At 62.0% G+C, this 25,565-nt stretch carries 26 protein-coding genes; 11 read left to right on the forward strand and 15 right to left on the reverse strand.

From position 1 onward, the window contains the following. Positions 1-58 precede the first annotated feature (58 nt). Positions 59-682 (reverse strand): hypothetical protein, encoded by a 624-nt coding sequence (locus tag P9292_RS16000; protein ID WP_244827607.1) that lies wholly within the window; start codon positions 680-682, stop codon positions 59-61. A 262-nt stretch (positions 683-944) separates the two neighbouring features. Between P9292_RS16000 and P9292_RS16005 the strand changes: the two genes are divergently transcribed. Continuing rightward, positions 945-1,163: a hypothetical protein gene (locus tag P9292_RS16005; protein ID WP_244827608.1), complete on the forward strand. Its 219-nt coding sequence runs from the start codon at positions 945-947 to the stop codon at positions 1,161-1,163. A gap of 93 nt (positions 1,164-1,256) precedes the next feature. Here P9292_RS16005 and P9292_RS16010 read toward each other — a convergent pair whose 3' ends face one another. Beyond that, entirely contained in the window at positions 1,257-2,456 is a 1,200-nt protein-coding gene (locus P9292_RS16010) for an amino acid aminotransferase (protein ID WP_244827609.1), read from the reverse strand. A 424-nt stretch (positions 2,457-2,880) separates the two neighbouring features. Between P9292_RS16010 and uvrB the strand changes: the two genes are divergently transcribed. From uvrB to P9292_RS16040, 6 genes are all read left to right on the forward strand, one after another. Then, positions 2,881-4,977, forward strand: coding sequence for an excinuclease ABC subunit UvrB (uvrB, locus tag P9292_RS16015; protein WP_244827610.1), 2,097 nt, complete (start codon positions 2,881-2,883; stop codon positions 4,975-4,977). A gap of 368 nt (positions 4,978-5,345) precedes the next feature. After that, positions 5,346-5,891 carry an iron transporter gene (locus P9292_RS16020; protein ID WP_370652099.1) on the forward strand — a complete coding sequence of 182 codons (546 nt, stop codon included), beginning with the start codon at positions 5,346-5,348 and terminating at the stop codon, positions 5,889-5,891. A gap of 81 nt (positions 5,892-5,972) precedes the next feature. Continuing rightward, entirely contained in the window at positions 5,973-6,308 is a 336-nt protein-coding gene (locus P9292_RS16025) for a cupredoxin domain-containing protein (protein WP_244827612.1), read from the forward strand. Between the two features lie 67 nt (positions 6,309-6,375). Further along, positions 6,376-7,227: an FTR1 family protein gene (locus P9292_RS16030; RefSeq protein ID WP_244827613.1), complete on the forward strand. Its 852-nt coding sequence runs from the start codon at positions 6,376-6,378 to the stop codon at positions 7,225-7,227. Beyond that, the gene (locus tag P9292_RS16035; protein WP_309959959.1) at positions 7,224-8,627 is read left to right on the forward strand and encodes a 4Fe-4S binding protein; all 1,404 of its coding nucleotides are present in this window, start codon (positions 7,224-7,226) and stop codon (positions 8,625-8,627) included. The genes P9292_RS16030 and P9292_RS16035 overlap by 4 nt, the downstream gene beginning before the upstream one ends. Positions 8,628-8,647: 20 nt before the next feature. Beyond that, on the forward strand, positions 8,648-9,061 hold the full coding sequence (locus P9292_RS16040) for a heme-binding protein (protein ID WP_244827615.1): 414 nt from the start codon (positions 8,648-8,650) through the stop codon (positions 9,059-9,061). A gap of 303 nt (positions 9,062-9,364) precedes the next feature. Here the strand turns inward: P9292_RS16040 and hemP are convergent, their stop codons facing one another. The 4 genes from hemP to P9292_RS16060 all read right to left on the reverse strand — a co-directional run bounded on the left by hemP (position 9,365) and on the right by P9292_RS16060 (position 11,709). Next, positions 9,365-9,625 carry a hemin uptake protein HemP gene (gene hemP / locus P9292_RS16045; RefSeq protein ID WP_244827616.1) on the reverse strand — a complete coding sequence of 87 codons (261 nt, stop codon included), beginning with the start codon at positions 9,623-9,625 and terminating at the stop codon, positions 9,365-9,367. 124 nt (positions 9,626-9,749) lie between these two features. Further along, entirely contained in the window at positions 9,750-10,238 is a 489-nt protein-coding gene (locus P9292_RS16050) for an SRPBCC family protein (protein ID WP_244827617.1), read from the reverse strand. Between the two features lie 53 nt (positions 10,239-10,291). Then, complete coding sequence (locus P9292_RS16055; RefSeq protein ID WP_309959962.1) at positions 10,292-10,690, reverse strand: OsmC family protein; 399 nt, start codon at positions 10,688-10,690, stop codon at positions 10,292-10,294. Between the two features lie 152 nt (positions 10,691-10,842). Then, the gene (locus P9292_RS16060) at positions 10,843-11,709 is read right to left on the reverse strand and encodes a pirin family protein (RefSeq protein ID WP_250464352.1); all 867 of its coding nucleotides are present in this window, start codon (positions 11,707-11,709) and stop codon (positions 10,843-10,845) included. A gap of 148 nt (positions 11,710-11,857) precedes the next feature. On the opposite strand from P9292_RS16060, the gene P9292_RS16065 reads away from it, so the two are divergent. Continuing rightward, positions 11,858-12,820 (forward strand): LysR family transcriptional regulator, encoded by a 963-nt coding sequence (locus P9292_RS16065; protein ID WP_250464354.1) that lies wholly within the window; start codon positions 11,858-11,860, stop codon positions 12,818-12,820. 343 nt (positions 12,821-13,163) lie between these two features. On the opposite strand, the gene P9292_RS16070 is transcribed toward P9292_RS16065, so the two are convergent. The 9 genes from P9292_RS16070 to P9292_RS16110 all read right to left on the reverse strand — a co-directional run bounded on the left by P9292_RS16070 (position 13,164) and on the right by P9292_RS16110 (position 20,608). Continuing rightward, complete coding sequence (locus P9292_RS16070; RefSeq protein WP_244827621.1) at positions 13,164-13,589, reverse strand: biopolymer transporter ExbD; 426 nt, start codon at positions 13,587-13,589, stop codon at positions 13,164-13,166. 13 nt (positions 13,590-13,602) lie between these two features. Continuing rightward, on the reverse strand, positions 13,603-14,349 hold the full coding sequence (locus P9292_RS16075; RefSeq protein WP_244827622.1) for a MotA/TolQ/ExbB proton channel family protein: 747 nt from the start codon (positions 14,347-14,349) through the stop codon (positions 13,603-13,605). Positions 14,350-14,378: 29 nt separating this feature from the next. Then, the gene (locus tag P9292_RS16080) at positions 14,379-15,116 is read right to left on the reverse strand and encodes an energy transducer TonB (protein ID WP_244827623.1); all 738 of its coding nucleotides are present in this window, start codon (positions 15,114-15,116) and stop codon (positions 14,379-14,381) included. Between the two features lie 293 nt (positions 15,117-15,409). After that, positions 15,410-15,652: a (2Fe-2S)-binding protein gene (locus P9292_RS16085; RefSeq protein WP_309842439.1), complete on the reverse strand. Its 243-nt coding sequence runs from the start codon at positions 15,650-15,652 to the stop codon at positions 15,410-15,412. Between the two features lie 167 nt (positions 15,653-15,819). Continuing rightward, a complete protein-coding gene (murI, locus tag P9292_RS16090) occupies positions 15,820-16,677 on the reverse strand; it encodes a glutamate racemase (RefSeq protein WP_244827625.1) in 858 nt (285 codons plus the stop codon). A gap of 40 nt (positions 16,678-16,717) precedes the next feature. Further along, entirely contained in the window at positions 16,718-17,194 is a 477-nt protein-coding gene (gene bfr, locus P9292_RS16095; protein ID WP_309959965.1) for a bacterioferritin, read from the reverse strand. Between the two features lie 195 nt (positions 17,195-17,389). Further along, positions 17,390-18,913 (reverse strand): fumarate hydratase, encoded by a 1,524-nt coding sequence (locus P9292_RS16100; RefSeq protein WP_244827627.1) that lies wholly within the window; start codon positions 18,911-18,913, stop codon positions 17,390-17,392. Between the two features lie 54 nt (positions 18,914-18,967). Continuing rightward, positions 18,968-19,504 (reverse strand): TIGR00645 family protein, encoded by a 537-nt coding sequence (locus P9292_RS16105; RefSeq protein ID WP_404989359.1) that lies wholly within the window; start codon positions 19,502-19,504, stop codon positions 18,968-18,970. A gap of 204 nt (positions 19,505-19,708) precedes the next feature. Continuing rightward, positions 19,709-20,608 carry a DMT family transporter gene (locus P9292_RS16110; RefSeq protein WP_309842452.1) on the reverse strand — a complete coding sequence of 300 codons (900 nt, stop codon included), beginning with the start codon at positions 20,606-20,608 and terminating at the stop codon, positions 19,709-19,711. Positions 20,609-20,911: 303 nt separating this feature from the next. Here P9292_RS16110 and acs point away from each other — a divergent pair, with 303 nt between their 5' ends. The 3 genes from acs to P9292_RS16125 all read left to right on the forward strand — a co-directional run bounded on the left by acs (position 20,912) and on the right by P9292_RS16125 (position 25,536). Next, entirely contained in the window at positions 20,912-22,894 is a 1,983-nt protein-coding gene (gene acs, locus P9292_RS16115) for an acetate--CoA ligase (RefSeq protein ID WP_309959967.1), read from the forward strand. A 261-nt stretch (positions 22,895-23,155) separates the two neighbouring features. Further along, a complete protein-coding gene (locus P9292_RS16120) occupies positions 23,156-23,515 on the forward strand; it encodes a DUF4212 domain-containing protein (RefSeq protein WP_409015167.1) in 360 nt (119 codons plus the stop codon). Then, positions 23,512-25,536 (forward strand): sodium:solute symporter family protein, encoded by a 2,025-nt coding sequence (locus P9292_RS16125; RefSeq protein WP_309959970.1) that lies wholly within the window; start codon positions 23,512-23,514, stop codon positions 25,534-25,536. The genes P9292_RS16120 and P9292_RS16125 overlap by 4 nt, the downstream gene beginning before the upstream one ends. Positions 25,537-25,565: the final 29 nt, after the last annotated feature.

Below are 25,565 nucleotides of genomic sequence, written 5' to 3' on the forward strand. Positions count from 1 at the left end.
AAAAAGCCGCGCCGGGTCGAACCGGCGCGGCTTTTTAGCGCTCCGCGCAATCGACGCGTTATCCGCCGATCGGCCCGAGCGAGCTTCGCTGGTTGCCGCCGTGTCCGCCACCGCCACCGGCGCCACCACCTTGATCGCCACCGCGATGGTAGCCGCCATTGCCGCCACCGTTTCCGCCAGGATTCGCGGCGGGCGCCTGCGGACGTCCCGGCGGGACGCCGCCGACGGCTCGCGGCAACGGCGCGCCTCCGCCTGCCTGTTGAGGCGGCGGTCCGCCCACCGGACGGCCTCCACCGGCTTGCGGTGGCTGACCACCACCCGGCTGATGTCCGCCGCCCGCTTGTTGCGGTTGATTATTTCCTTGCGGCGGGCGCCCACGCGGATAGTCCCCGCGATTCCAGTTGCCCGATGGCGGACGACGCCAGCCTGGACCGTCATCCCAATAGCGGCCGGGGCCAGGACCGTAGTAAGCGGGGCCAGGACCGGAGTAGTAGCCGCCGCCCACCGCTACGCCGGGCTGAACGACCACCGGCGCGCCGTACGCGTCGTAGCCATAGCCGGGATCGGCGTAGCCCGCGGCGGGATATCCGCCACCGTAGGATGATCCATCGGGATAAACCGCGCAGCCGCCTAGTACCAAAGCCGATGACGCGATCAAAAGTCCAGCAACTGCGGATTTCATGTCGTTGATTAGTTCGTTGCAGTGATGACAATAAGACACCCGGCGTGCTCCGATGTCCCCAAGAACTTTGTAAGGTTTTATGACGATTGGCCCGTTCTTGTTGCAATTTCAAAGCCGTGGGTTGACTACCTTTCGTTGTCCGCCACGCAACGAAGCTTTGCTTTTCAGCGTCTTTTTAAGATGTCGGCGATTCCGTAAAATTCGATAGTCGCTAGTGGGCATCATTCATGCGCTTGATGCGACGACGAACAGAGGTAATCCCATGAAAAAGACAATATCGACCTATTGGCCCGCCGCGATCCTGTTGCCGCTTGTACTGACGTTCTGCATGCACGCGGGCGAGCCCCGCTTAGCCGTCGAACGTCACGGGCGTTCGGGCGTGGCAAGCGTGAGCGCGGAATTGGCGCGCGCGATTTCCTACGGCTTAGTCGATGACGACGACGCAAGACCCAACGCGCCGGCACGTCCCGAATCGATATAGACGCCGGCGAAACGCCGCGCACAGGCCACAAAAAATGGCGCCCTTCGTGAGAAGGACGCCATTTTCTTTCGCAGCAAACGCGCGTGCAATGCCTTACTTCAGCACGCTCGCCACCGCGTTGGCGACGACATCGATATTGCGCAGATTCAGCGCAGCCACGCAGATGCGCCCCGTGCTGACCGCATAGATGCCGAATTCTTCCCGCAGACGGTCCACTTGCGGCGCGGTCAGGCCCGAGTACGAGAACATGCCGCGCTGACGGTCGACGAAGGAAAAGTCGCGATCCACGCCCGCGCCCTTCAGACGCTCGACGAGGCCATTACGCATGGCGCGGATACGATCGCGCATCTCGCCCAGTTCCTGTTCCCACAGCGCACGCAGTTCCGGCGATGCCAGCACGGCCGCGACCACCGAGCCACCGTGCGTCGGCGGGTTCGAATAGTTGGTGCGAATCACGCGCTTCAATTGCGACAGCACGCGCGACGACTCTTCCTTACTCGACGTGATGATGGACAGCGCGCCAACGCGCTCGCCATACAGCGAGAACGACTTCGAGAACGACGACGACACGAACACGTTCAGATCCGACGCGGCGAAGAGGCGCACGGCGGCGGCATCGGCTTCGATGTTTTCGCCGAAGCCTTGATACGCGATGTCGAGGAACGGCACGAGGTTGCGCGCCTTCACGACTTCGACGATCTGCGCCCACTGCGCGTCCGTCAGATCCACGCCGGTCGGGTTGTGGCAGCACGCGTGCAGCACGACGATGGTGCCGGCCGCGTAGCCGTTCAGCGCGTCGAGCATGGCCGCGAAGTTCACGCCATGCGTCGCCGCTTCGTAATACGGATAGTTGACGACCTCGAAGCCCGCGCCTTCGAAGAGCGCGCGATGGTTTTCCCAGCTCGGGTCGCTGATCGCGACTTTCGCGCCCGGATTCACGCGCTTCAGAAAGTCCGCCCCAATCTTGAGCGCGCCCGTGCCGCCCAGCGCCTGCGCCGTGACGATACGGCCCGAAGCGATCAGCGGCGAGTCGCGGCCGACGAGCAGCGTCTGGACGGCCGAGTCGTACGCGGCGATGCCGTCGATAGGCAGATAGCCGCGCGGCAGCGCTGCATCGACGCGTGCTTTTTCAGCTTCGCGAACGGCGCGCAGAAGCGGAATCTTGCCTTCTTCGTTGGTGTAGACACCAACGCCCAGATTGACCTTGGTCGGGCGCGGGTCGGCGTTGAAGGCTTCGTTGAGGCCCAGAATCGGGTCGCGGGGAGCGAGTTCGACGGCAGAGAAAAGAGACATGATCTATCGGCAGTGGAAGGAAGACGTGCGGCGGGAAGAACGATGCTTGGGCGCTCGAAAAAGCGGCGCGTGACGTCGTTGGCGGCGCGGTCGTGCGGGGCGCCCCCTCGAAGCCCAGTCGCATATTGTATCGAATCCGGCGCTGCATTTCGGATCGAGCCTTATTCGATGTACGCGTTTTTTTCTCGCGAGCATGAATAAGCGCAGGGGCTTCGGCCGGTTGAAAGCCTTGTCCGGCATGCGCGCAAGCCTCGATCGGACGGCATCGACGGAACAGCGCGGAGCCTTGCGCGCCATTGCTTGACTTCCACCCAACGGTCCCAACCTGCTCGATTCCGCCTCCGTGAGGCCGCCCGCGCCACTTTCGCCGCAGCCGCTAGAATAGGTGTTTGCTCCGGCGCCGACTAAGAAGATTCCCCTCTCCATGTCCGATACCCTTATCGAAACGCCCGACGCACTGGACGAATCGAAGTTCGCCACGTTCGAAGGCTCGCCGTTTCAGCTCTATCAGCCGTATCCGCCCGCGGGCGATCAGCCCGAGGCCATCAAGACGCTCGTCGAGGGTGTGGACGACGGTCTCTCGTTCCAGACGCTGCTCGGCGTGACCGGCTCGGGCAAGACCTTCACGATGGCCAACGTCATCGCGCGTCTGGGCCGGCCCGCCATCGTTTTCGCGCCCAACAAGACGCTCGCCGCGCAGCTCTACGCCGAATTCCGCGAGTTTTTCCCGCGCAACGCGGTCGAGTACTTCGTCTCGTACTACGACTATTACCAGCCGGAAGCGTATGTGCCGCAGCGCGATCTCTTCATCGAGAAGGATTCGTCGATCAACGAGCATATCGAGCAGATGCGGCTCTCGGCGACCAAGAGCCTGCTCGAACGCCGCGACGTGGTGATCGTGGCGACGGTGTCGGCCATTTACGGTATCGGCAATCCGTCCGAGTATCACAAGATGATCCTCACGCTGCGCGTAGGCGACAAGCTCGGCCAGCGCGATGTCATCGCGCGGCTGATCGCCATGCAATACACGCGTAACGAGGCGGATTTTCAGCGCGGCTCGTTCCGTGTGCGAGGCGACACCATCGACATCTTTCCGGCGGAACACGCGGAAATGGCGGTGCGAGTCGAATTGTTCGACGACGAAATCGAGTCGATGCAGCTTTTCGATCCGCTCACCGGCCGCGTGCGCAACAAGATTCCGCGCTTCACGGTGTATCCGTCGTCGCATTACGTGACGCCGCGCGACACCGTCATGCGCGCGATCGAAACCATCAAGCTGGAACTGCGCGAGCGGCTGGAGTTTTTCCATAGCCAGGGCAAGCTCGTCGAGGCGCAGCGGCTCGAACAGCGCACGCGCTTCGACCTGGAAATGCTGCAGGAACTGGGTTTTTGCAAGGGCATCGAGAATTACTCGCGGCATTTCTCGGGCTCGGCGCCCGGCGAACCGCCGCCGACGCTCGTCGACTATCTGCCGCCCGACGCCATCATGTTGCTCGACGAGTCGCACGTGCTGATCGGCCAGTTGAACGGCATGTATAACGGCGACCGCGCGCGCAAGGAAAATCTCGTCGATTACGGTTTCCGCATGCCGTCCGCGCTGGACAACCGGCCGCTCAAGTTCAACGAATTCGAGCGCAAGATGCGCCAGGCCGTGTTCGTCTCCGCGACGCCCGCCGACTACGAACAGAAGAAAGCGGGGCAAGTGGCCGAGCAACTCGTGCGGCCGACGGGTCTCGTCGATCCCGAAATCGAGGTGCGGCCCGCGCGCTCGCAGGTCGACGACGTGCTCTCCGAGATCAACGCGCGCGTCGCGGTGCACGAACGCGTGCTCGTTACCGTGCTGACCAAGCGCATGGCCGAACAGCTGACCGAATTTCTCGCCGATCACGGCGTGAAGGTGCGCTATTTGCACAGCGATATCGACACGGTCGAGCGCGTGGAAATCATCCGCGATCTGCGGCTCGGCACGTTCGATGTGCTCGTCGGCATCAACTTGTTGCGCGAGGGTCTGGATATTCCTGAAGTGTCGCTCGTCGCCATTCTCGACGCGGACAAGGAAGGCTTCCTGCGCGCCGAGCGCTCGCTGATCCAGACAATCGGACGGGCGGCGCGCAACGTGAACGGCAAGGCGATCCTCTACGGCGACAACATGACGGACTCGATGAAGCGCGCCATCGACGAAACCGAGCGGCGCCGCGCCAAGCAGGTGGCGCATAACCTCGAGCGGGGCATCACGCCGCGCGGAGTGGAAAAGCGCATCAAGGACATCATCGATGGCGTATACAACGCCGACGACGCACGCGCCGAACTGAAGGAAGCCCAGACGCGCGCGAAGTTCGAGGACATGACCGAGAAGCAGCTCGCGAAGGAAATCAAGCGGCTGGAAAAGCAAATGATGGATCACGCCAAGAATCTCGAATTCGAAAAGGCGGCGCAGACCCGCGACCAATTGGCGCTGTTACGTCAACGCGTGTTCGGCGCGAACGTGGGCGATCACATCACCGGCATCGGCGGAAAGTAAGGCAAAAGAAAGCAAGTTTTCATCGTTCTGTCTCAAGCGACGCGGCGAGCCGGAAGGCGCACCGCGTTTTTTATCGGCCGCGAATGGACCGCGAGTTGGCTGCAAAGCACGCCGGAGCCTTGCCGCAGCAGGCTTTTGTAAGCCCGCGCTAATTTGTCCCGAGTGGTGAAGGGTGCTAAACTGACGAACATTGAGAATGGTTCGTATTAACGTTTTCCAGATTCTGGAAGCGGTTTTCTGCTTCGCGCTAACGAACCGGCACCACAGTCATTTTTTTGCGCTGGCGGCGCGCCTTTTTAGAGCGCCGGAGTTCGGTGGAAAGGGCGCGCCAATGTCACGCGCGCCATCGATAACAACAGGAGTGTTTGATGGGTTCAACGTTGATGCGCGGCCTCGTTGCCGCCGCGGGCCTCACGGCGATGATGGCGGCTTCCGCTGCTGAGTATCCGATCGGCAAGCAGCATATCGAAGGCGGCATGGAAACGGGCGCCGTCTATCTGCAGCCAATCACGATGGCGCCGGAAGGCATCATGCGCAAGGCATCGGATTCGGACATCCACCTCGAAGCGGATATTCACGCGGTCAAGAACAACCCGACCGGTTTCGCCGAAGGCGACTGGATGCCCTATCTGAACGTGACGTATGAACTCACGAAAACCGGCTCGACGCAGTCGGTCAAGGGCGACCTGATGGCGATGGTCGCAAGCGACGGCCCGCACTACGGCGACAACGTCAAGCTCTTCGGTCCGGGCAAATATCACCTCAAGCTGCATATCTCGCCGCCTTCCGAAACCGGCCACATGGCGTTCGGCCGTCACGTCGACAAGGAAACCGGCGTGGGTCCGTGGTTCAAGCCGTTCACGATCGAATACGACTTCCCGTTCGCGGGCATCGGCAAGAAGGGCGGGTACTAAGCTCGCGCACGGCGTTCGCGCGTTCCGGCAGGGGTTTGCAGTTTGCTGCGCCGCCGGACGCGTACCAATCAGGAAGTCCGCATGAAATTGAAAAGCCAGCTGATGGCGATGTTGCTCTCGGTCGCAGCGGGTCTTGGCGCGGCGCACGCCGCCGATCTGCCGACCTTCAAGCTCGAAATGAACGACGGCAAGCTGAACCCGGCGCGCATCGAAGTACCGGCGGGGCAGCGCATCAAGATCGAAGTGCATAACGTCGGCAAGGGCGCGGCCGAGTTCGAAAGCGTGCAGTTGCGCAAGGAGAAGGTGCTCGCGCCGGGTGCCGATTCGTTCGTGGTGATCGCGCCGCTCGATCCGGGCGAATACAAGTTCTTCGACGACTTTCATCAGACCGCGCAAGGCGTGATCGTCGCCAAGTAAATGTCTGTGCCGCGCGCGTGTTTCGGTGCGCCCGCGCGGGCAAGTGAAGCAACGCAAAGGGGTTCAAATGGGGCAGGTACTTTTCATCGTCTGGCGTGAGAGCGTCGAAGCTTTGCTGGTCGTCGGCATTCTGTACGCATGGCTGAAGAACGGCGACCAGCAGGCGCGTCGCGGCCTGCCTTATCTGTGGTTCGGCGTGGCTGCGGGGCTGGTTGCCGCCATCGCGCTGGGCGCCGCGCTCATCGGCTTCACGGAAGTGCTGTCCGGCAACGCGCAGGATTACTTCCAGACCGGCATGGTGCTGATCGCCTGCGTGCTCATTGTACAGATGGTCCTGTGGATGAAGCGTCACGGCCGCACGCTCAAGCGCGACATGGAAAGCTCGCTGCAAAAGAGCACGCAGGACGGACAGTTCTGGGGCATCGCGGTGCTGGTTGCGCTGGCTATCGCGCGTGAAGGCAGCGAGACGGCCGTGTTTCTGTATGGCGTCGGCTTCGGGCAATCGGGACACGTCGATGCTTCGCAATATCTCGCGATCATCCTCGGCTTCGCGCTCGCGCTCCTGACGTTCTACGTGCTGCAACTCGGCGGCAAGATCTTCTCGTGGCGCTCGTTCTTTCGCGTGACCGAAATCATGCTGCTGTTCCTCGCCGCCGGCCTCTTCGAGACGGGCGTCGACAAACTGATCGACATGGAAGTGCTGCCGGTCATCGTCAATCAGGTGTGGAACTCGTCCGCGCTGCTCGACGACTCGAGCACCTTCGGTTCGCTCGTTGCCACCCTCACGGGTTATCGCGCGCATCCGGCGGGCATGAACCTGGTTGCCTACGCGGTCTACTGGATCGTGATTTATCTTCTCCTGCGCCGTTCCAATCATCAGATGGCGCAAAAACAAAAGGCGGCGAGCCGTCCAGCATGAGCTCTGTTCTGCAACGACCCGGCCGGCTGCAACAGGCCGGTCAATGGATGCAACGGCACGGCAACGCGATCCGCGGAATTCAGTGGGTCGTGGTTGCCGTGTACGCGTTTCTGATTCTCGTGCCGGCTGTCATGCCGCTGCCCGATGGCTCGGCGCATTTGTGGAATAACCTCACGCTCGCCGCGCAGTTCGTGTTCTGGGGCATCTGGTGGCCGTTCGTGCTGCTGTCGATGGTCATGCTCGGCCGAGTGTGGTGCGGTGTGTTGTGTCCGGAAGGCGCGCTCACCGAGTTCGCGAGCAAGTTCGGCCGCGGCTGGGCGATTCCGCGCTGGATGCGCTGGGGCGGCTGGCCGTTCGTCGCATTCGGACTCACGACCATCTACGGACAGATGGTGAGCGTCTATCAATATCCGAAAGCCGTGCTGCTCGTGCTCGGCGGCTCAACCGTGGGCGCGATGATCGTCGGCGTGCTGTATGGCCGCGAAAAGCGCGTGTGGTGCAAGTACCTCTGCCCGGTAAACGGCGTGTTCTCGCTGCTCGCACGGCTTGCGCCGTTTCACTACAAAGTCAGCGAAGACGCGTGGCGCCGTTCGTACAAGGAAGGCGAGCACGGGCATCGGGTGATTCCGATCAACTGCGCGCCGCTCGTGCCCCTGCGCAAGATGGAAGGCGCCGCCGACTGCCACATGTGCGGCCGATGCAGCGGCCATCGCGATGCCATCGCGCTCACGTGGCGCTCGCCGTCGGAAGAGGTGGTCGAGCTCGGCAACAAGGCGGCGAATCCGTGGGACACGGCGCTGATTCTGTACGGCTTGCTCGGCATCGCGATCGGTGCGTTCCACTGGACCGTGAGCACATGGTTCGTCGGTCTCAAGCAGATCTTCGCGAGCTGGCTGATCGATCACAACATCCTCTGGCCGCTCGATACCAACGCGCCGTGGTTCCTCTTCACGCATTATCCCGAGCAGAACGACGTGTTCTCCTGGCTCGACGGCACAATGGTGATCGGCTATATCGTCGCGACGGGTCTCGTCTACGGCACGGCGCTGCTCGCGCTGCTGGCGCTCGGCACGCGCATGCTCGGCAAGATGCACGCGGCGCGGCTGCATCACCTGACGCTCTCGCTGATTCCGCTCGCGGGATGCGGCGTGTTTCTCGGCTTGTCGGCGACCACGGTCTCGCTCCTGCGCGCGGAGCATCTGCCGCTGTGGTGGGTGACGGACCTGCGCCTCGGGCTGCTTGGCGTCGCCAACTTGTGGAGCGCCTGGCTCGCGTGGCGCGTCACGGCTCGTTATTCCTCGACGCTTGTTCCGCGCGCACTCACGATGGTATGGTTTGTCGCGGCGCTCGCCGTCGCGGATAGCGCCTGGTATCTGATGTTCTGGGGCTTCAGCCGATAACGCCATTAGGTGAGAATCAAGTGAGAACCAAACCCGTACTGACCGACGAAGACGTCCTGCTGATGGCCGCCGCCGCCGAGGCGCACGCCAAGGCGCACAACTGGAACGTGACCATCGCCATCGTCGATGACGGCGGGCATCTGCTGCATCTGCATCGGCTCGAAGGGACGGGCGCGAGCACGGTCGAGATGGCGACTGGCAAGGCGCGCACCGCCGTGCTCGGCCGGCGCGAAACGAAGGTGTATGAAGACACGATCAAGCAGGGCCGCACTGCGTTTCTGAGCGCGCCCATGACGGCCATGCTCGAAGGCGGCGTGCCGATCTTCGTCGGAACGGATATCGTCGGCGCGGTGGGTGTGTCGGGCGTGAAATCGGATCAGGATGCATCGATCGCGCGGGCGGGCATTGCGGCGCTTGGCATCGAAAACGTCTGAAGCGAGAACGTCGAAGCACGCGTTCGAATTTTTGCCATAGCCCGCGCACAATAAAAACGGCACGCCTTCGCATTGAAGGCGTGCCGTTCGATCAATCAAAATGCATGGCCTCGTTCGGGCACATGACATCGGCGGGAACCAAAAAAAGCGGCTTCGCTTGCTATCGACGACTGGCTGGTGTTTGCACGAAGGGGTCTAAATTCTCGCGTGCAAGTCGTCCTCGCTGGCTAAGGCCAAACACCTCTTTGGCGAGGTGGTCCCCACAATACACGGTACTGCTGTTCTGCCTTACCTCTTTGCCGCCTACTTCGTCAGGATCAGCTTGCCCAGACGCGTCGCGCGCAACTGATAGGTCTCCCCGTTATGCACGATCGCGATATGACTGCGCCCCTGCAGTAACGTATCGCTGCGCAACGAACGATCGCCGGTTGCATCGGCTGAATCCGTCGATGTCGTCGATGCCCGCACCGACGTCACGGCAGCCGTCTTTGGGCGCGTGATGGCTGCATCGCGAACTGCCGGACGGCGAAGCCTGAGCGTGGTGGATCGCAGCGTGTCGGTCATGTCGTTTGAGTGCGTTCGTTGATTCGATGGGTCTATAGTAAATGATAACTATTCCTATTTGCAACTAGAGTTTCCTATGGGTGCGCGGCCGTCATAGCCGCGCTTCATGTAGTACTTGAACTTTCTAGTGCAGCGGCGTTTCGTCGTGGCGCCCGTGCGCATATTGGCGAATCAGCCGCACCGTGTCGATATCCGATTCCCGATAAGCCGACTTGACGATCTCTTTGGTCTGGCGCTCGTCAGGCGTTGCGTCGTCGTTCTCGGGCAGGGTGGTGCTGTACGTGAATCGCAGAAACAGTTGCAACTCGTCGGGCTGCTCGATCGCCATGGTCAACGAGCCGCCGACATGTTCGGCAGTCGGCAGGATGTCGTAACGCACGCTGCTGTCCGGTGTGAGGGTAACGCGGTCCCGCACCACGGCCTGACCGTAGTGCAGCTCGCGCTCCATGACGTCGCCCTCGCGCGAGAGGATGTCGCAGCTATCGAGGCCGAGCACGAAAAGTTGCGGCTGCTCGGCGCGCAGCACGAGTCCTTCCCACAGTTGTTCGCGCGTGAGCGACTCGACGAGCGGATTGGTCGGATCGTTGATCTGGATGAGATGTTCGAAATTCAAAACGACGTTTCCCTGGATAGTTCGATGTACCCGTGCGGGCTGTTTTCAGGAAGTCAGGAAGCGAGCCCCGAGTCGATGCGCACCGCTCCGGACAGAACCTTGTGCATCGGACACGCATTGGCGATTTGCAAGAGGCGTTCCCGCTGTTCGGCATCGAGCGCGCCCGTGAGCGCGATCTGCCTGTCGATGATCGTGCCGTCCGCCGTGCTCTTCATCGACAATTCGACGTGCACCGCTTCGAGCGGCCAACCCTTGCGCTTCGCGTACATGCGAAGCGTGATCGAGGTGCACGCACCCAGGCTCGATAGCAGCAGCGACGCGGGCTCCGGACCGGTGTCCGCGCCGCCGAGGGTTGCGGGTTCATCGGCGACCCAGCCATGCGTGCCGTCGCGCAATTGCACCTGATAGTCGGCAGCGCCGATGCTGGCGGTCACGGAAGATCCGGAAGACATGCGTCGCTCCTATGAATGGCGATGTACGGCAAGAATAGCGGCGCGAATAAGAGCGGCGCGGCACGAACGGTCATTGTGACGCAATGCGCCCGTTCGTGCCGCGCCGTTTCATCGTGCCGATACGGTTCAGCGATGAATACCGCTCGGTGTGCCTAGTGCGTGATCGCGCCCATGCGGCCTGTCTGATAGTCGGTCACGGCCTGGCGAATTTCATCTTCCGTGTTCATGACGAACGGACCGTAGCGCACCACAGGTTCCTTGAGCGGCACGCCGCCGATGAGCAACACTTCGACGGGTTCATCGCCGGCGGCGAGGATGATCGTGTCGCCATCGTCCTTGAACGAGATCATCTGCTGTTTGCGTACCGGTTGACCCTGCGGCCCATAGAGACCGACGCCCGACAACGGATACGCGAACACGCGAAAATCCCGCGGCACGTGATGCTCGACTCTTGCGCCAGGTTGCAGCGAAAAGTGCTGATAAAGAATCGGCGTACGTGTTTCGATGGCCGCCTTCACGCCGAGTGCTTCGCCCGCGATGACCTTCACGCGCACCTTGCCGTCTTCGCTCGTCGCGACGGGAATCTGCGCCGACGCGATCTCTTGATAATGCGGCGTTGTCATCTTGTCGCGCTTCGGCAAGTTCACCCACAATTGCAGGCCGTGCACGCGGCCACCGCGTCGCGTGAATTCCTCGCCAGGCATCTCGCTATGAATGACGCCCGCGCCGGCGGTCATCCACTGCACGTCGCCCGGACGTAATGTGCCGGAATGGCCGGCCGAATCCTTGTGACCGAACTCGCCTTCGAGCATGTAGGTGACCGTTTCGAAGCCCCGATGCGGATGATCCGGCGCGCCTTTGGCTTCGCCCGGAGCGTAATCGGTCGGGCCCATTTCATCGAGGAGAAGGAACGGGTCGAAGTCCATCAGAAGACGCGTCGGAAACGGGCGATGCACGACGAAGCCGCCGCCTTCAACCGTGCGCGTTGCGGGAATGATGCTGGAAATGGTACGGCTCATGATCGGAATGCCTCGCGTCACCAAAAGGGAAATAGCGATATTTGTAGAACGTGGGGATATTATATGTGCCGGATTTAGCGATAAAAGACCTCGCGGCGCAATGGATTGTCCCGCCACGGATAACGAACTCGAACGAACCGAACGTCCCATGAAAGTCGATTCGCACGATCTGAACGATCTGATGTACTTTTCGCACGTCGTCGAACACGGCGGTTTTTCGGCGGCCGAGCGCGTGCTGGGCATCTCCAAGTCGCGCTTGTCGCGGCGCGTGTCGGAGCTGGAGGCGTCGCTAGGCGTGCGCCTTTTGCAGCGCTCCACGCGCAAGCTTGCGCTGACCGAGGCGGGGCAGCTTTTCTATCAACACTGTCAGGCAATGCTCGTGGAGGCGCAGGCCGCCGTCAACGTGGTGCAAAGCCTGCGTGACTCACCGCGTGGCACGGTGCGCGTGAGCGTCCCGGTGACCATCGCGCAGACGTTTCTGTCGGCGGTGATGCCCGACTTCATGCATCGATTCCCCGAAGTGCGGGTCGTGCTGCGCGTAACCAATCGCGTGGTGGATCTGTTCGAAGACGCGATCGATGTCGCCTTGCGCGTGCGCTCCGAGCCGCCCGTGAGTTCGAACGTGGTCGCGCGCCCGCTGTGGCGCACCGAGCAGATGCTGGTCGCCGCGCCTTCGCTTCTCAAATCGAACGCGCCGCCGATGACCGCCGCCGAACTCGCGCAATACGACACGCTCGATGTGCCATCGGCGGATGGCCGCCATGTGTATCGACTGATCGCGCCCGATGGCACGCGTCACGAGTTCGAGCACGAGCCGCGTCTCGTCACCGCCGATCTCTCGATGATCCGCGAAGCCGTCATGCGCGGCGTCGGCATCGCGGCGCTGCCCGAGATGATGTACGGCGCGCCGCTCAGAACCGGCCAGCTTTCGCCCGTGATGCCCGGCTGGACATTTCCGTCGCCGCAACTCTATGCGGTTTTCCTGACGCGGCAGGGCATGGTCCCGGCCGTACGGGCGTTCGTCGATTTTCTGGTGGAGTCGATCGAAGGCGGCAAACGCTTCCCCGGAGAATGTCCTGTCAACGAACAGCCGGAACGCGAAACGGTTTGATCGCAATCGGCGCGCGGCATCATTTATGTCATTGAAGCGCGCGCTTGCGATGGACAGATTCAATCGCCGAAACCTTGTTTGCGGGAATGGCCGGCGTTATATTGAAATTCCTTTCGCTAAGGAGCTTCTTATGCGGAAACTGACGGCTACTCTGATAGTTAGCCTGATAGGGCTGATCGCGCTGTCCGTGTCAACGACGGCTGCCGCATGTGGCGATTCTTCCGGCTCGGGCTATTCGAGTCCCAAGTAATTGCCTTGCCCGAATGCGCCGAGTGCGCAATAAAAAAGGCCTTCATCCGACGATGAAGGCCTTTTACTTTTTGCGGCTCTGTTGCGCGCTGCTTTAATTGCCGCCGGCTTTCGGCTCGGTCACGAAACCGATCTTCGTGAGTCCGCCCGCCTGGGCCGCGGACATGAGATCGGCCACGCGTTCGTACGCCACCTTGCGATCCGCGCGCAGATGAATCTCCGGCTGCGGGTTTTGCTGCGAAGCCTGCGCAATGCGCGCCTTGAGCGTCGCGTCGTCGATTTTCTGCTCGTCCCAGACGATCGTGCCATCGGCTTGAATCGCGACGTCCACATGCGACGGCTTTTCGTCTTGCGGCTGGCTGCTTGCATGCGGCAGGTCGATCTTCACAGCGTGATGCATCGCGGGGATGGTCACGAGGAAAATGATGAGGAGCACCAGCATGACGTCGACGAGCGGCGTCATGTTGATCTCGCTCATCATGCCGTCGTCTTCATCGCCGGCGAAAGGGCTCATGGCCATCTTGAACCTCCGCTTACGATGCGCGCGTCGCGAGACGCAGGCTTTCGGACGTGGCGTCCTTGGTGCGCTTGGACGACGACAGCTTCGAGCCGGTCACGAAGAAGGCGTGCAAGCCGTGCGCGAAGCGGTTCAGCTTCGTCACGACGCTCTTGTTCGCGCGCGTGAGGGCGTTGTAGCCGAGCACGGCAGGGATTGCGACGAAGAGACCGAAGGCCGTCATGATGAGCGACTCGCCCACCGGACCCGCCACTTGGTCGATCGACGTCTGGCCCGTCGCGCCAATTGTCAGGAGCGCGTGATAAATGCCCCAGACAGTACCGAACAGCCCGACGAACGGCGCCGTACTGCCGATCGATGCCAGCACGGCGAGCCCTGCTTGCATGCGGCCGACGCTTTCATCCATGACGTCTTTCAGGCATCGCGTGATCCACTCCGACACATCCATGCGGTCGTGCAGATGCGGCTGCGTCTGATGATGATGCTCGGACGCTTCCTGACCGGCCAGCGCCAGCGCGAGGTACGGGTTGTCAGCCGGATTCGACGACTGGCTGCTGATTTTCTTGATGCCGTCGTTGAAGTCGTCGGAATGCCAGAAGGCCTGATCGGCGTTCTTCGTGAGGCGCTTGAGACGCAGCACGTTCCATCCCTTGACGACGATCACGGTCCACGAAAGCACCGACATGATGACGAGCGCCAGCGCGATACCGCGTGTGACGAAGTCGCCTTGCGCCCAGACGTGCGCAATCCCGTAGTTGTTCATTTCCAGTTCCTGTTTCTAAAAAAAGCCGGTCAGTCGTTCAGACTGAATACGAATGGCACCGTGGCGGTTGCCCGAATGGCTTCGCCATTCTCTTTGTAAGGACTGCACGCGCTGCTGCGCACGGCGTCGAGCGCCGCGTCGTCGAGGCGCTGCGAGCCGCTGCTCTTTTGCAGCGTCACATTCTCGATTTTGCCCGTAATACCGACCGTCAGCTTGACGAGCGAGGTGCCGGTTTCGCCGCGACGCCGCGACATCGCCGGATAATCCGGCTGCGCGATGTTGCAGCTCAGACGCGCGACGTTCTTCGGCGCGGCCAGATCCATCGTCGGTTTTCCGATCGCGGGCGCGGCCGGCGCGGCGGGCGCTGGCGCGGGCGGTGTCGGGGCCGGCGGTGTGGGATCGGGCGCGGGCGCGGCGATTTGCGAGGGCGTCTCGCGCACCGGCATCGGCGTGGGCTTCGGCTCGACCTTGGGTTTGACCTTCGGTTTGGGCTGCGGCTTTGGAACCGGTTTCGGCGGCTCGGGAGTCGGTGGCGACTGCACGGCGACAGGCTGCGGCGCGGGCGCCGGCGTTTCGCTGATCAATTGCGCGGTGATTGTCTTCGCTTCGACGGGGCGCGGCAGCGGCTCGCGATGCATGGTGAGCGCCACGCCGAAGAGCGCGGCGTGAATCGCCAGCACGGCGACGCACGCGGCCACCACGCGCGGGTTCAAATTGCTCGGCGTCGTCGTGTCGAATACAGCGGGAGAGGTTGTCGGGGACTGCATTCTTATTCGCTGCTTGCGGTGTTGCCAGTAGCGCGGCCATCGAAGTTACGTACGTTCGCTGGTTCGGCGCGGAAGAAACCAAACGACATCATTTTCTGAAAATAATGAGGGATATGAATAGAGTAGCCACGAAACCAATCAGCAATTCCATCTTTCCCTCCTTAAGGGCAAAGAGTTGCGTGGCTGGCGTAGGTGATCGGAACCTGGCTTGCGATAAGCGATCAAGAAACCAAGCGGCGCGCTTCGCCGACAGCGGGGCGCCGAGCGCTATCTCGGTCGCGCCCCGCGCAACTTCAGGCAGCCTGGCGTTCGTAGAACGTGAGCGGCGCGACTTGCGGATGTTCGCGCTGTTCCATTCCACAGCGCGACGCGCAGACACCGCTCGTCGCCATGACGTCGCGCACGCTTGCTTCGCACTTCCCGCAGCATAGCGCGACCCCAAGCTCGAACTGAAGCTCGTCGAAGGATTCCATTCCATCGGCGATGGCGGAGCGGATCTTACGGTCGGAAACTGCTTTGCAGACACAGACGATCATGGTCGTTCGCGATAGCTTGCGTTAATGCGAATTATTATCATTCAGTAAGACGCTCTTGGCAAGCCGGGTTCTGTGTTTTTTGTAACACAGCGCGTGTGTTAGCCGATTTATTGCTTAGGAGCGTTTGCTGGTGGGGCTCCGACGGCTATGACGCCCCGGAAAAACCCTTAGACGATGTCGGGTTCGGCAAGGCGCGTGCGTCGCGAAGGGATCAGCACGTGTTCGACGCTGGCGTCGAGATGCAGAAGCGATGCCGCGAGCTGACGCTGGGATTCGCCGTCGGCAGTCGAGCAGAAGCGCGGCATGGATTCCACCGCAGCCGATGAGTTTTTCAGCGCGTTCGTTTCCAGCAGACGGTCGAGCTGGCGCGCGATGGCGACGCTGGTATCGACGAGTTGCAGCCGTTCGCCGGCGATCTCGCGAATGGCGCGGTCGAGAAACGGATAGTGCGTGCAGCCGAGCACCAGAGTATCCGCGCCGGCTTCGAGCATGGGCGCGAGATAGCCTTCGAGCAGCGCCATGAGTTCCGGCGACGACGTATCGCAGCGTTCGACGGCCTGCACGAGACCGTGTCCCGGCTGGCAGATGAAGCGGCAATCGCCCGCATAACGTTCGAGCAGCAACTGGAAGCGCGCGCTGCGCAAGGTCACCGCGGTTGCCAACACGCCGACGACGCGCGTCTTGGAAACGGCGGCGGCGGGCTTCACGCCCGGTTCGACGCCCACGAGCGGAATGGAAAGCCGCTCGCGCACGAGCGCGATGGATTGCGCGGTTGCCGTATTGCATGCGACGACGAGCGCTTTGGCGCCTTGCGCGACGAGCCATTCGCCGATGGCCATGGTGCGGTCGACGATGAAATCGTCATCGCGCTCGCCGTAAGGCGCGTACAGCGAGTCCGCGACATAGACGAGCCGCTCGTGCGGAAGCAACGCCCGCACCGCACGCAGCACCGACAAGCCGCCGAGACCGGAATCGAAAATGCCGACCGGCGCGCTCGCGTTTGTCGGAGCACGCGCGTTCGGCATGATTGTGGGTACGACAACTACTGACATTGCGGACAGATATTTACTCGCCTTCGCCCATCATAGTCTGCTGGTAGTTCTGGATGCCAACCTTGTCGATCAGATCCAGTTGCGTTTCCAGCCAGTCGATGTGTTGCTCGGTGTCGTTCAGGATCTTGTCGAAGATATCGCGCGAGACGAAATCGCGCACCGATTCGCAATAGGCAATCGCCTCCTTGCACGTGGACTGCGAAATCTGTTCGAGCTTCAGGTCGCACTCGAGGATTTCCTTGGTCTCTTCGCCGATAAGTAGCTTGTGCAGGTCTTGCAGGTTCGGCAGACCGTCGAGCATGAACACGCGCTGGATGAGCCAGTCGGCGTGTTTCATTTCGCCGATCGATTCGTCGTACTCATGCTTGCCGAGCTTTTCCAGGCCCCAGTGCTTGTACATCCGCGCGTGCAGGAAGTATTGATTGATCGCAGTCAGTTCATTTTTCAACTGCGCGTTCAGATATTCGATGACTTTAGCGTCGCCTTTCATGATTGTTCCTTTTCATAGCGTGGGGCATCCCGCAAAGATAAACGTTCTTAACGGCTCTGCCAAGGATGAGTGAATCTTTTTTGATTGCGATAAAACTGAGAATGGAAATCCTTCTCGATACCGCTTCTCCAAAACAAAAGAGCCGGACGCGCGGTCCGGCTCTTCATTGGCCGCGATCCGTGCGGCCTCGATCGATCAGACCGTCGCGACGGGAATCTTGCCGATCTTCGCCTGCCATTCGGCGGGACCCGTCTTGTGTACCGACGTGCCTTGCGAATCGACGGCGACCGTCACCGGCATGTCCCGCACGTCGAATTCGTAGATGGCTTCCATGCCGAGGTCTTCGAACGCCAGCACCTTCGCTTCGCGGATGGCTTTGGAGACGAGATATGCCGCGCCGCCCACGGCCATCAGATACGCCGCGTTGTGCTTCTTGATGGCCTCGATGGCGACAGGCCCGCGTTCGGCCTTGCCGATCATCGAGATGAGGCCGGTTTGCGCGAGCATCATCTCCGTGAACTTGTCCATGCGCGTGGCCGTGGTCGGGCCGGCGGGACCGACGGCTTCGTCGCGCACCGGGTCGACCGGGCCGACGTAATAGATCACGCGGTTGGTGAAATCGACCGGCAGCTTTTCGCCCTTGGCGAGCATGTCGGCAATGCGCTTGTGCGCCGCGTCGCGGCCCGTGAGCATCTTGCCCGACAAGAGCAAAGTCTGACCCGGCTTCCAGGAAGCCACTTCTTCCGGCGTCAGTGTGTTCAGATCGACGCGCTTGCTGGTTTCCGTGTTCGGCGCCCAGGTCACGTCCGGCCACGCGTCGAGCGGCGGCGCTTCGAGCTTCGCCGCGCCCGAGCCGTCGAGCGTGAAGTGAGCGTGACGCGTGGCCGCGCAGTTCGGAATGATCGCGATGGGCTTGGACGCCGCGTGCGTCGGCGCCGCCATGATCTTCACGTCGAGCACGGTGGCAAGCCCGCCCAAACCTTGCGCGCCGATACCAAGCGCATTCACCTTCTCGTGCAGTTCCACGCGCAGTTCTTCGATCCAGTCCCGCGGTCCGCGCGCGATGACGTCCTGAATGTCGATGGGGTCCATGAGCGATTCCTTGGCCATCAGCATCGCCTTTTCCGCCGTGCCGCCGATGCCGATACCGAGCATGCCTGGCGGACACCAGCCCGCGCCCATCGTCGGCACGGTCTTGATGATCCAGTCGACGATGGAATCCGACGGGTTCAGCATCGCGAACTTAGACTTGTTTTCCGAGCCGCCGCCCTTGGCCGCGACCTGCACGTCGACCTTGTCGCCCGGCACGATCTCGTAGTGGATCACGGCGGGCGTGTTGTCCTTCGTGTTCTTGCGCGCGCCTTCGGGCGGGCTCACGATGGACGCGCGCAGCACGTTGTCCGGGTTCAGGTAACCGCGGCGCACGCCTTCGTTGATCATGTCGGTGACGCTCATCGTCGCGCCGTCCCAACGCACGTCCATGCCAACCTTGACGAACACGGTCACGATGCCCGTGTCCTGGCAGATCGGACGCTTGCCTTCCGCGCACATGCGGCTATTGGTCAGGATTTGCGCGATGGCGTCCTTCGCGGCCGGGCTCTCCTCCAGCTCGTAGGCGCGGCCGAGCGCCTGAATGTAGTCGAGCGGATGGTAATAGCTGATGTATTGCAGCGAGTCGGCAATACTCTGGATCAGGTCTTCCTGCTTGATGACGGTCATGGCTTAAGCTTTTCGGGGACGAATATATTTGTGCGTTCTGATAACGCCTGAGGCTCAGTCGAGCGCGCTTCGGGGCGCGACTTCGCTGTGAAAATGTGCGGGATGCGTATGCGTGGTCAGCTTGTCGACGTACGCCATGATGAGCGCCGAGAACAGGAAGGCCATATGGATGATCACCTGCCACAGCACCGTATGAAACGTATGCTGGTCCGGGTTGATAAAGGTTTTGAGAAGATGGATCGACGAGATGCTGATGAGCGCCATCGAGAGCTTGACCTTCAGCACGCCCGCGTTGACGTGGTCGAGCCATTCGGGCTCGTCGGGATGACCTTCCACGCCCAGACGCGACACGAAGGTTTCGTAGCCGCCGACGATCACCATGATCAGCAGGTTCGAGATCATCACCACGTCGATGAGGCCGAGCACGACCAGCATGATGTTGGTTTCATCGAGCGTCATTGCGTGCGTGACGAGATGCCAGACTTCCTTCAGAAACAGCACGACGTACACGCCTTGCGCGACGATCAAGCCCAGATACAGCGGCACCTGCAGCCAGCGGCTCATGAAGATGATTTTCGGCAGCGCCTTCATCGAGCCGGGTTGGACGCGCGAGTCGGGTGTGTGCTTGGAAGCGGGCATGGGCGGCTTGTCGGTCGGCTGTCGGACGAGGAAAGGGAAGAAGCAACGAACAGGAAACGCGCGCGGGTCGTGGACCCGCGCTCAGGAAGCCCGCCATTGTAGCAAGTTGTATGTGACGATCCGCCCGGCTTTCAAAATGCGTTCGTGTCGGCGCGCCTACTCGGCAACCGATACCGCCGCGCGCGTCTTCATGCTCGCGAGCCCGATGCCCGCGACCACGCAGGCGAGTGCGATGCCATGCGCGATACTCGGCCGCTCCCCGAGAAACGCGATGCCGTAGATCGCGGCGGCAATCGGCAGCACCGCGCAGAACACGCCGGCGAGACTGCCGTCGACATGGCGGATGCCTTTCATCCACAGCCAGAACGAGAAGATGCTCGCCGCGAGTCCATACCAGAGTACGAGCGCCCAGGTGAGCGGTTCGACGCCGCGCCAGTCGAACGCAACAAACGAAGCCGCGCCGAACGGCAGCATCAGCACGAAGCCTATGCCATGCGTATAAGCGCAGATGTCGATGGCCGGCAGCGTTTGCGTCAGACGCCGCGACAGGATCACATAGAGCGACTCGCAGCACACCGCGCCGAGCACCATCAGATTGCCCGTGAGCGAGCCCGCGCTGCCGTCGGCGTAGGCATCGCCACTTTGCGCGACGTTGATGACGAGCACGCCCGCAATCGCAAGCGCGATCGATGCGAACGCGCGTCCGCTCGGCTTCTCCTTGAGAAAGAGCCACGAGAAGAGCGCGACGACAGCCGGAATCGTGCTCGTGATGACGCCCGCCGCGACCGCGCTCGTGCGTGCGACGCCATTCAACATCAGAAGCGTGAAGCCGAATGTGCCGAAGAATGCCTGCAGAAAGAGGTTGATCCATTCGCCGCGCGCGACCTGCCTCATCTTGGGGAGCCGGAAGAGCGGCCAAAGGACCAAGAGGGCGATCACGAAGCGCAGAAGCGCGAAGAGCGGAACGGGAACGGACGCGACGATGGACTTGCCGATACCGACGTTGCTTCCGACGAGCAGCATGGCTGCGATGAGTAAAAGGGCGTAGCGATTCAAGCTGGAATCCGCACTGCGAGTTCAGTTACGATTGTGGGGACGCATTGTAATTGAAGCCGCCGCGACTCCGCGTATACCCCGTGCCTCTTGACCGGCGCGCGTAAGAAGCGGGTAAGTTGAACGGCATATCTTGGAGTACATGCGGGATGGCAGCGCTTTACGAGCGAAGCCGTTCCTGGAAAGGAGACAAGGTTCGGCCGGGAACGAAGCACGCTTTCCGGCTTTCGAACTTCATAACATGCGGCACGCGATAGCAACGAAGCGCGCCGCCGGCTTTTGGAATCACCATCAGAGAGGTTGTCGATGTCTGCGATCGAATCGGTTCTTCAGGAAAAACGCGTATTCCCGCCGTCTGCGAAGGCATCGGCGGGCGCGGCCATCTCCGGCATGGAGGCTTACAAGGCGCTCGTCGCCGAAGCCGAACGCGATTACGAAGGTTTCTGGGCGCGGCTCGCGCGCGAAACGCTGTCATGGCACAAGCCCTTTACCCGCGTGCTCGACGAAACCAAGGCGCCGTTCTACAAGTGGTTCGAAGACGGCGAGCTGAACGCTTCGTATAACTGTCTCGATCGCCATGTCGAAGCGGGCCGCGGCGGCGACAACGCCATCATCTTCGAAGCCGACGACGGCACGGTCACCAACGTCACGTATCAGGACTTGCTCGACCGCGTATGCCGTCTGGCCAATGCACTCAAAAAGCGCGGCGTGAAGAAGGGCGATCGCGTGGTGATCTATCTGCCGATGTCGGTGGAAGGCGTGGTCGCCATGCAGGCTTGCGTGCGGATCGGCGCGACGCATTCGGTCGTGTTCGGCGGCTTCTCGTCGAAGTCGCTCAACGAACGTCTCGTCGATGTCGGCGCGGTCGCGCTCATCACCGCCGACGAGCAGATGCGCGGCGGCAAGGCGTTGCCGCTCAAGAGCATCGCCGATGAAGCGCTCGCGGCCGGCGGCTGCGAGGCGGTGAAGAACGTCATCGTGTATCGCCGCACGGGCGGCAAGGTGCAATGGACCGAAGGACGCGACTCCTGGCTGCACGACGTAGTCGAGAATGAACCGGCGACGTGCGAGCCGGAATGGGTGAGCGCGGAGCATCCGCTCTTCATTCTGTACACGTCGGGTTCCACGGGCAAGCCGAAGGGCGTCCAGCACAGCACGGCTGGCGTGTTGCTGTGGGCCGCGCAGACCATGAAGTGGACCTTCGACATGAAGCCGGGCGATGTCTTCTGGTGTACGGCGGACATCGGCTGGATCACGGGACATAGTTACATTGCGTACGGGCCGCTCGCCATTGGAGCGACGCAAGTCATGTTCGAAGGCGTGCCCACGTATCCGCACGCCGGCCGTTTCTGGGAGATGATCGCGCGCCACAAGGTCACGATCTTCTACACGGCGCCGACGGCGATCCGCTCGCTCATCAAGGTCTCGGAAGCGGATCAGAAGGTCCATCCGAAGAGTTTCGATTTGTCGAGCCTGCGCATTCTCGGCACCGTCGGCGAGCCGATCAATCCCGAAGCGTGGATGTGGTATCACGAGAACGTGGGCGGCGGGCAGTGTCCTATCGTCGACACCTGGTGGCAGACCGAAACCGGCGGCCACATGATCACGCCGCTGCCGGGCGCGACGCCGCTCGTGCCGGGGTCGTGCACGTTGCCGTTGCCGGGCATCATGGCCGCTATCGTCGATGAAACCGGCCAGGACGTGCCAAACGGACAAGGCGGCATTCTGGTGGTCAAGCGTCCGTGGCCGTCCATGCTGCGCAACGTCTGGGGCGACCCGGACCGCTACAAGTCGAGCTACTTTCCCGAGGAACTCGGCGGCAAGCTGTATCTCGCGGGCGATGGCGCCGTGCGCGACAAGGACACCGGTTATTTCACGATCATGGGCCGTATCGACGACGTGCTGAACGTCTCCGGTCATAGGCTCGGGACGATGGAGATCGAATCGGCGCTGGTTGCGAACCCGATGGTCGCGGAGGCGGCAGTCGTCGGCCGTCCGGACGACACGACCGGTGAAGCCGTCGTGGCGTTCGTCGTGCTCAAGCGCGATCGTCCTGAGGGCGATGAAGCGAAGCAGATTGCGAACGAGCTGCGCAATTGGGTTGGCAAGGAGATCGGACCGATCGCCAAGCCGAAGGACATTCGCTTCGGTGAGAATTTGCCGAAGACGCGTTCGGGCAAGATCATGCGGCGTCTGCTGCGTTCGCTCGCGAAGGGCGAGCAGATCACGCAGGATGTTTCGACGCTCGAGAATCCGGCGATTCTGGATCAGCTCGGCGAGGCGCGTTGATTGACGGTTTGCGATGTGTCGCGCACGTCAAGGCGCGCGCCGCATCGCGTTTAGCCGCATGCCGTGATTGCGGTTTAGCTCGATCGACGAGGGCAGGTACGTGAGCCTCTCCGTCTCCGTGCCATTCCATTCGGTCGTCTCGGCAGCGGACTCGTCCAGCCAGGGCAAACGCAGTTAGATTCGAACTCCATCCGCGTCCGCCCATCCCATCCCGCTGTAGTCCCCGATTGCCGATACCATGCGGTTTTGGTAAATAACCGCATGGTCATGCCGCCGCCCGCCGATTCCGCGCCACCCACGCTTCCCGCTCCGCCGCTCGTGCCGGCGGCAATGGCGCGCGCGCATCGGGCGTATTGGCGCTTCAACATCGCGTTGATCGGCGTGCTGCTCACGATCGGTTTCGTCGTCTCGTTCGGCGTGCCGCTTTTCGCGCAGCGTCTGGCGCACGTGCGCGTCGCGGGCTTTCCGCTGCCGTTCTACTTCGGGGCGCAAGGCGCGATACTCGTCTATGTCGCGTTGATCCTCGTCTATATCGTGCTGATGCAGATTGCCGATGCGCGTCTGTTGCGCGTGGCCGCGTTATCGGCGAGACAAGACGCAATGGACGCGGCCGCGCGATGAAGCTCACGAACCGGCTGATCCTCGCCTACGCGCTCTATACGCTCGGTTTTTTGCTCTTTATCTTTCTGATGGAGCGCATCGAGCGCACGACCGGGCCGGGCATGTGGATAGGCTACGTGTTCCTGTTCGTGCCGATCGCGGTGTATGCGGTCATCGGACTGCTTTCGCGCACGTCCGATCTCGTCGAATACTATGTCGCGGGCCGGCGCGTGCCGTCGGCGTTCAATGGCATGGCGACCGCGGCGGACTGGCTGTCGGCGGCGTCGTTCATCGGACTCGCGGGATCGATCTACGCAAGCGGCTACGACGGCCTCGCCTACGTGATGGGCTGGACCGGCGGCTACTGCCTCGTCGCGTTCCTGCTCGCGCCGTACGTGCGCAAACTCGCGCGCTACACCATTCCCGACTTCCTCGGCACACGCTTTTCCAGCAACCTCGTGCGCGCGCTCGCGGCCATCGCGGCGATACTCTGCTCGTTCGTCTATCTCGTCGCGCAGATTCAGGGCATCGGATTGATCGCGTCGCGCTTTATCGGCATCGAGTTTTCCATCGGCATCTTTTGCGGGCTCGCGGGCATTCTCGTGTGCTCCTTTCTGGGCGGCATGCGCGCGGTGACGTGGACGCAGGTCGCGCAGTACATCATTCTGATCAGCGCGATGCTGATTCCCGTGTCGATGATCGCGCATCGCGAAGGCCTTGGCTGGCTGCCGCAACTCAACTATGGCCGCGTGATGGAGCGAGTCGAAGCCCTCGAGCGCGAAGTCGCGGCGTCACCCGACGAAGCGCGCGTGCGGATGGATTATCAGCGTCAGGCGGCGCGGATGCAGCAGCGTATCGACGCGCTACCGAAGTCGTTCTTCGACGAACACGGCCGTCTCGTCAACGAAGTCGCGGACCTGCGCCGGCATAACGGCCCGCTGCGCGAAATCAACGAGCGCGAGCGCGAACTGGCTTCGTTCCCCCGCGATCCCGCGGATGCGAGAGTCAAGTGGGCGCGCGAACGCGATGCTCTGACCGAGCGCGTCGCGGCTCCGGTTTCGATGGTCGAAGCCTTCGCGCCGGACTCCGCGAGCGATGAGACGCCGCGCTCGCATCAACTCAACTTCTTGTCGCTGCTGCTGTGCCTGTCGATCGGCACGGCCAGTCTGCCGCACATCCTCACGCGCTATAACACGACCACATCGGTGGCATCGGCGCGGCGCTCGGTTGGCTGGACCTTGTTCTTCGTGGCGCTGTTTTATCTGACCGTGCCGGTGCTCGCGGTGCTCATCAAGCACGAGATTCTGACGGGCATTGTCGGCCACCGGTTCGCGGACCTGCCGCAGTGGGTCACGCAATGGCGGCGCGTGGAGCCGTATCTCATCCATATCAGCGATGTGAATGGCGATGGCATCGTGCGTTGGGCGGGAATCCAGATGCAGCCCGACATGGTCGTGCTCACCGCGCCGGAAATTGCGGGCTTGCCGTACGTGATATCGGGATTGATCGCGGCGGGCGCGCTGGCGGCCGCGCTCTCGACGGCGGATGGCTTGCTGCTGACCATCGCGAATGCGCTTTCGCACGATGTCTATTACTGCATGGTCGATAAGAACGCGACCAGTCAGCGGCGCGTCACCATTTCCAAGATCTTGTTGCTGGGCGTGGCGTTGCTGGCATCGTGGGTGGCGTCGCTCAATACGGGAAATATTCTCTTTTTGGTGGGAGCCGCGTTTTCGCTGGCGGCGTCAAGTTTGTTTCCAGCGCTGGTGCTCGGTGTGTTCTGGAAGCGCACCACGCAGCGCGGCGTGGTCGCCGGGATGATTGCCGGGCTTGTCGTGTGCGTGTATTACATCGTGTCGACGTATCCGTTCTTCGTGCAACTGACCGGCTTCGCTGGGCATCGCTGGTTTGGCATCGAGCCGATCAGTTCTGGCGTCTTCGGTGTGCCGGCCGGTTTTGCGGTGGCGATCGTCGTGAGTCTTCTCGACCGGAAACCGGATGCTTACACGCGCGCGCTCGTCGATTACATTCGACATCCGTAGGGGGTGGCGGGGCGGCGGGAAGTTGGTAT

The sequence above is a fragment of the Caballeronia sp. LZ001 genome (assembly GCF_031450875.1).
In the GTDB taxonomy this organism is placed as follows: domain Bacteria; phylum Pseudomonadota; class Gammaproteobacteria; order Burkholderiales; family Burkholderiaceae; genus Caballeronia.

Bases quoted from the DNA above. Each gene is read 5' to 3' on its own strand.
- murI (WP_244827625.1), bottom strand. From the start codon at position 16,677: ATGCCGAACGCGCGTGCTCCGACAAACGCGAGCGCGCCGGTCGGCATT.
- P9292_RS16000 (WP_244827607.1), bottom strand. From the start codon at position 682: ATGAAATCCGCAGTTGCTGGACTTTTGATCGCGTCATCGGCTTTGGTA.
- P9292_RS16020 (WP_370652099.1), top strand. From the start codon at position 5,346: ATGGGTTCAACGTTGATGCGCGGCCTCGTTGCCGCCGCGGGCCTCACG.
- P9292_RS16035 (WP_309959959.1), top strand. From the start codon at position 7,224: ATGAGCTCTGTTCTGCAACGACCCGGCCGGCTGCAACAGGCCGGTCAA.
- P9292_RS16030 (WP_244827613.1), top strand. From the start codon at position 6,376: ATGGGGCAGGTACTTTTCATCGTCTGGCGTGAGAGCGTCGAAGCTTTG.
- hemP (WP_244827616.1), bottom strand. From the start codon at position 9,625: ATGACCGACACGCTGCGATCCACCACGCTCAGGCTTCGCCGTCCGGCA.
- uvrB (WP_244827610.1), top strand. From the start codon at position 2,881: ATGTCCGATACCCTTATCGAAACGCCCGACGCACTGGACGAATCGAAG.
- P9292_RS16060 (WP_250464352.1), bottom strand. From the start codon at position 11,709: ATGAGCCGTACCATTTCCAGCATCATTCCCGCAACGCGCACGGTTGAA.
- P9292_RS16025 (WP_244827612.1), top strand. From the start codon at position 5,973: ATGAAATTGAAAAGCCAGCTGATGGCGATGTTGCTCTCGGTCGCAGCG.
- P9292_RS16125 (WP_309959970.1), top strand. From the start codon at position 23,512: ATGAAGCTCACGAACCGGCTGATCCTCGCCTACGCGCTCTATACGCTC.
- P9292_RS16065 (WP_250464354.1), top strand. From the start codon at position 11,858: ATGAAAGTCGATTCGCACGATCTGAACGATCTGATGTACTTTTCGCAC.
- P9292_RS16080 (WP_244827623.1), bottom strand. From the start codon at position 15,116: ATGCAGTCCCCGACAACCTCTCCCGCTGTATTCGACACGACGACGCCG.
- acs (WP_309959967.1), top strand. From the start codon at position 20,912: ATGTCTGCGATCGAATCGGTTCTTCAGGAAAAACGCGTATTCCCGCCG.
- P9292_RS16055 (WP_309959962.1), bottom strand. From the start codon at position 10,690: ATGTCTTCCGGATCTTCCGTGACCGCCAGCATCGGCGCTGCCGACTAT.
- P9292_RS16105 (WP_404989359.1), bottom strand. From the start codon at position 19,504: ATGAAGGCGCTGCCGAAAATCATCTTCATGAGCCGCTGGCTGCAGGTG.
- P9292_RS16010 (WP_244827609.1), bottom strand. From the start codon at position 2,456: ATGTCTCTTTTCTCTGCCGTCGAACTCGCTCCCCGCGACCCGATTCTG.
- bfr (WP_309959965.1), bottom strand. From the start codon at position 17,194: ATGAAAGGCGACGCTAAAGTCATCGAATATCTGAACGCGCAGTTGAAA.
- P9292_RS16120 (WP_409015167.1), top strand. From the start codon at position 23,156: ATGGTCATGCCGCCGCCCGCCGATTCCGCGCCACCCACGCTTCCCGCT.
- P9292_RS16100 (WP_244827627.1), bottom strand. From the start codon at position 18,913: ATGACCGTCATCAAGCAGGAAGACCTGATCCAGAGTATTGCCGACTCG.
- P9292_RS16085 (WP_309842439.1), bottom strand. From the start codon at position 15,652: ATGATCGTCTGTGTCTGCAAAGCAGTTTCCGACCGTAAGATCCGCTCC.
- P9292_RS16075 (WP_244827622.1), bottom strand. From the start codon at position 14,349: ATGAACAACTACGGGATTGCGCACGTCTGGGCGCAAGGCGACTTCGTC.
- P9292_RS16005 (WP_244827608.1), top strand. From the start codon at position 945: ATGAAAAAGACAATATCGACCTATTGGCCCGCCGCGATCCTGTTGCCG.
- P9292_RS16070 (WP_244827621.1), bottom strand. From the start codon at position 13,589: ATGGCCATGAGCCCTTTCGCCGGCGATGAAGACGACGGCATGATGAGC.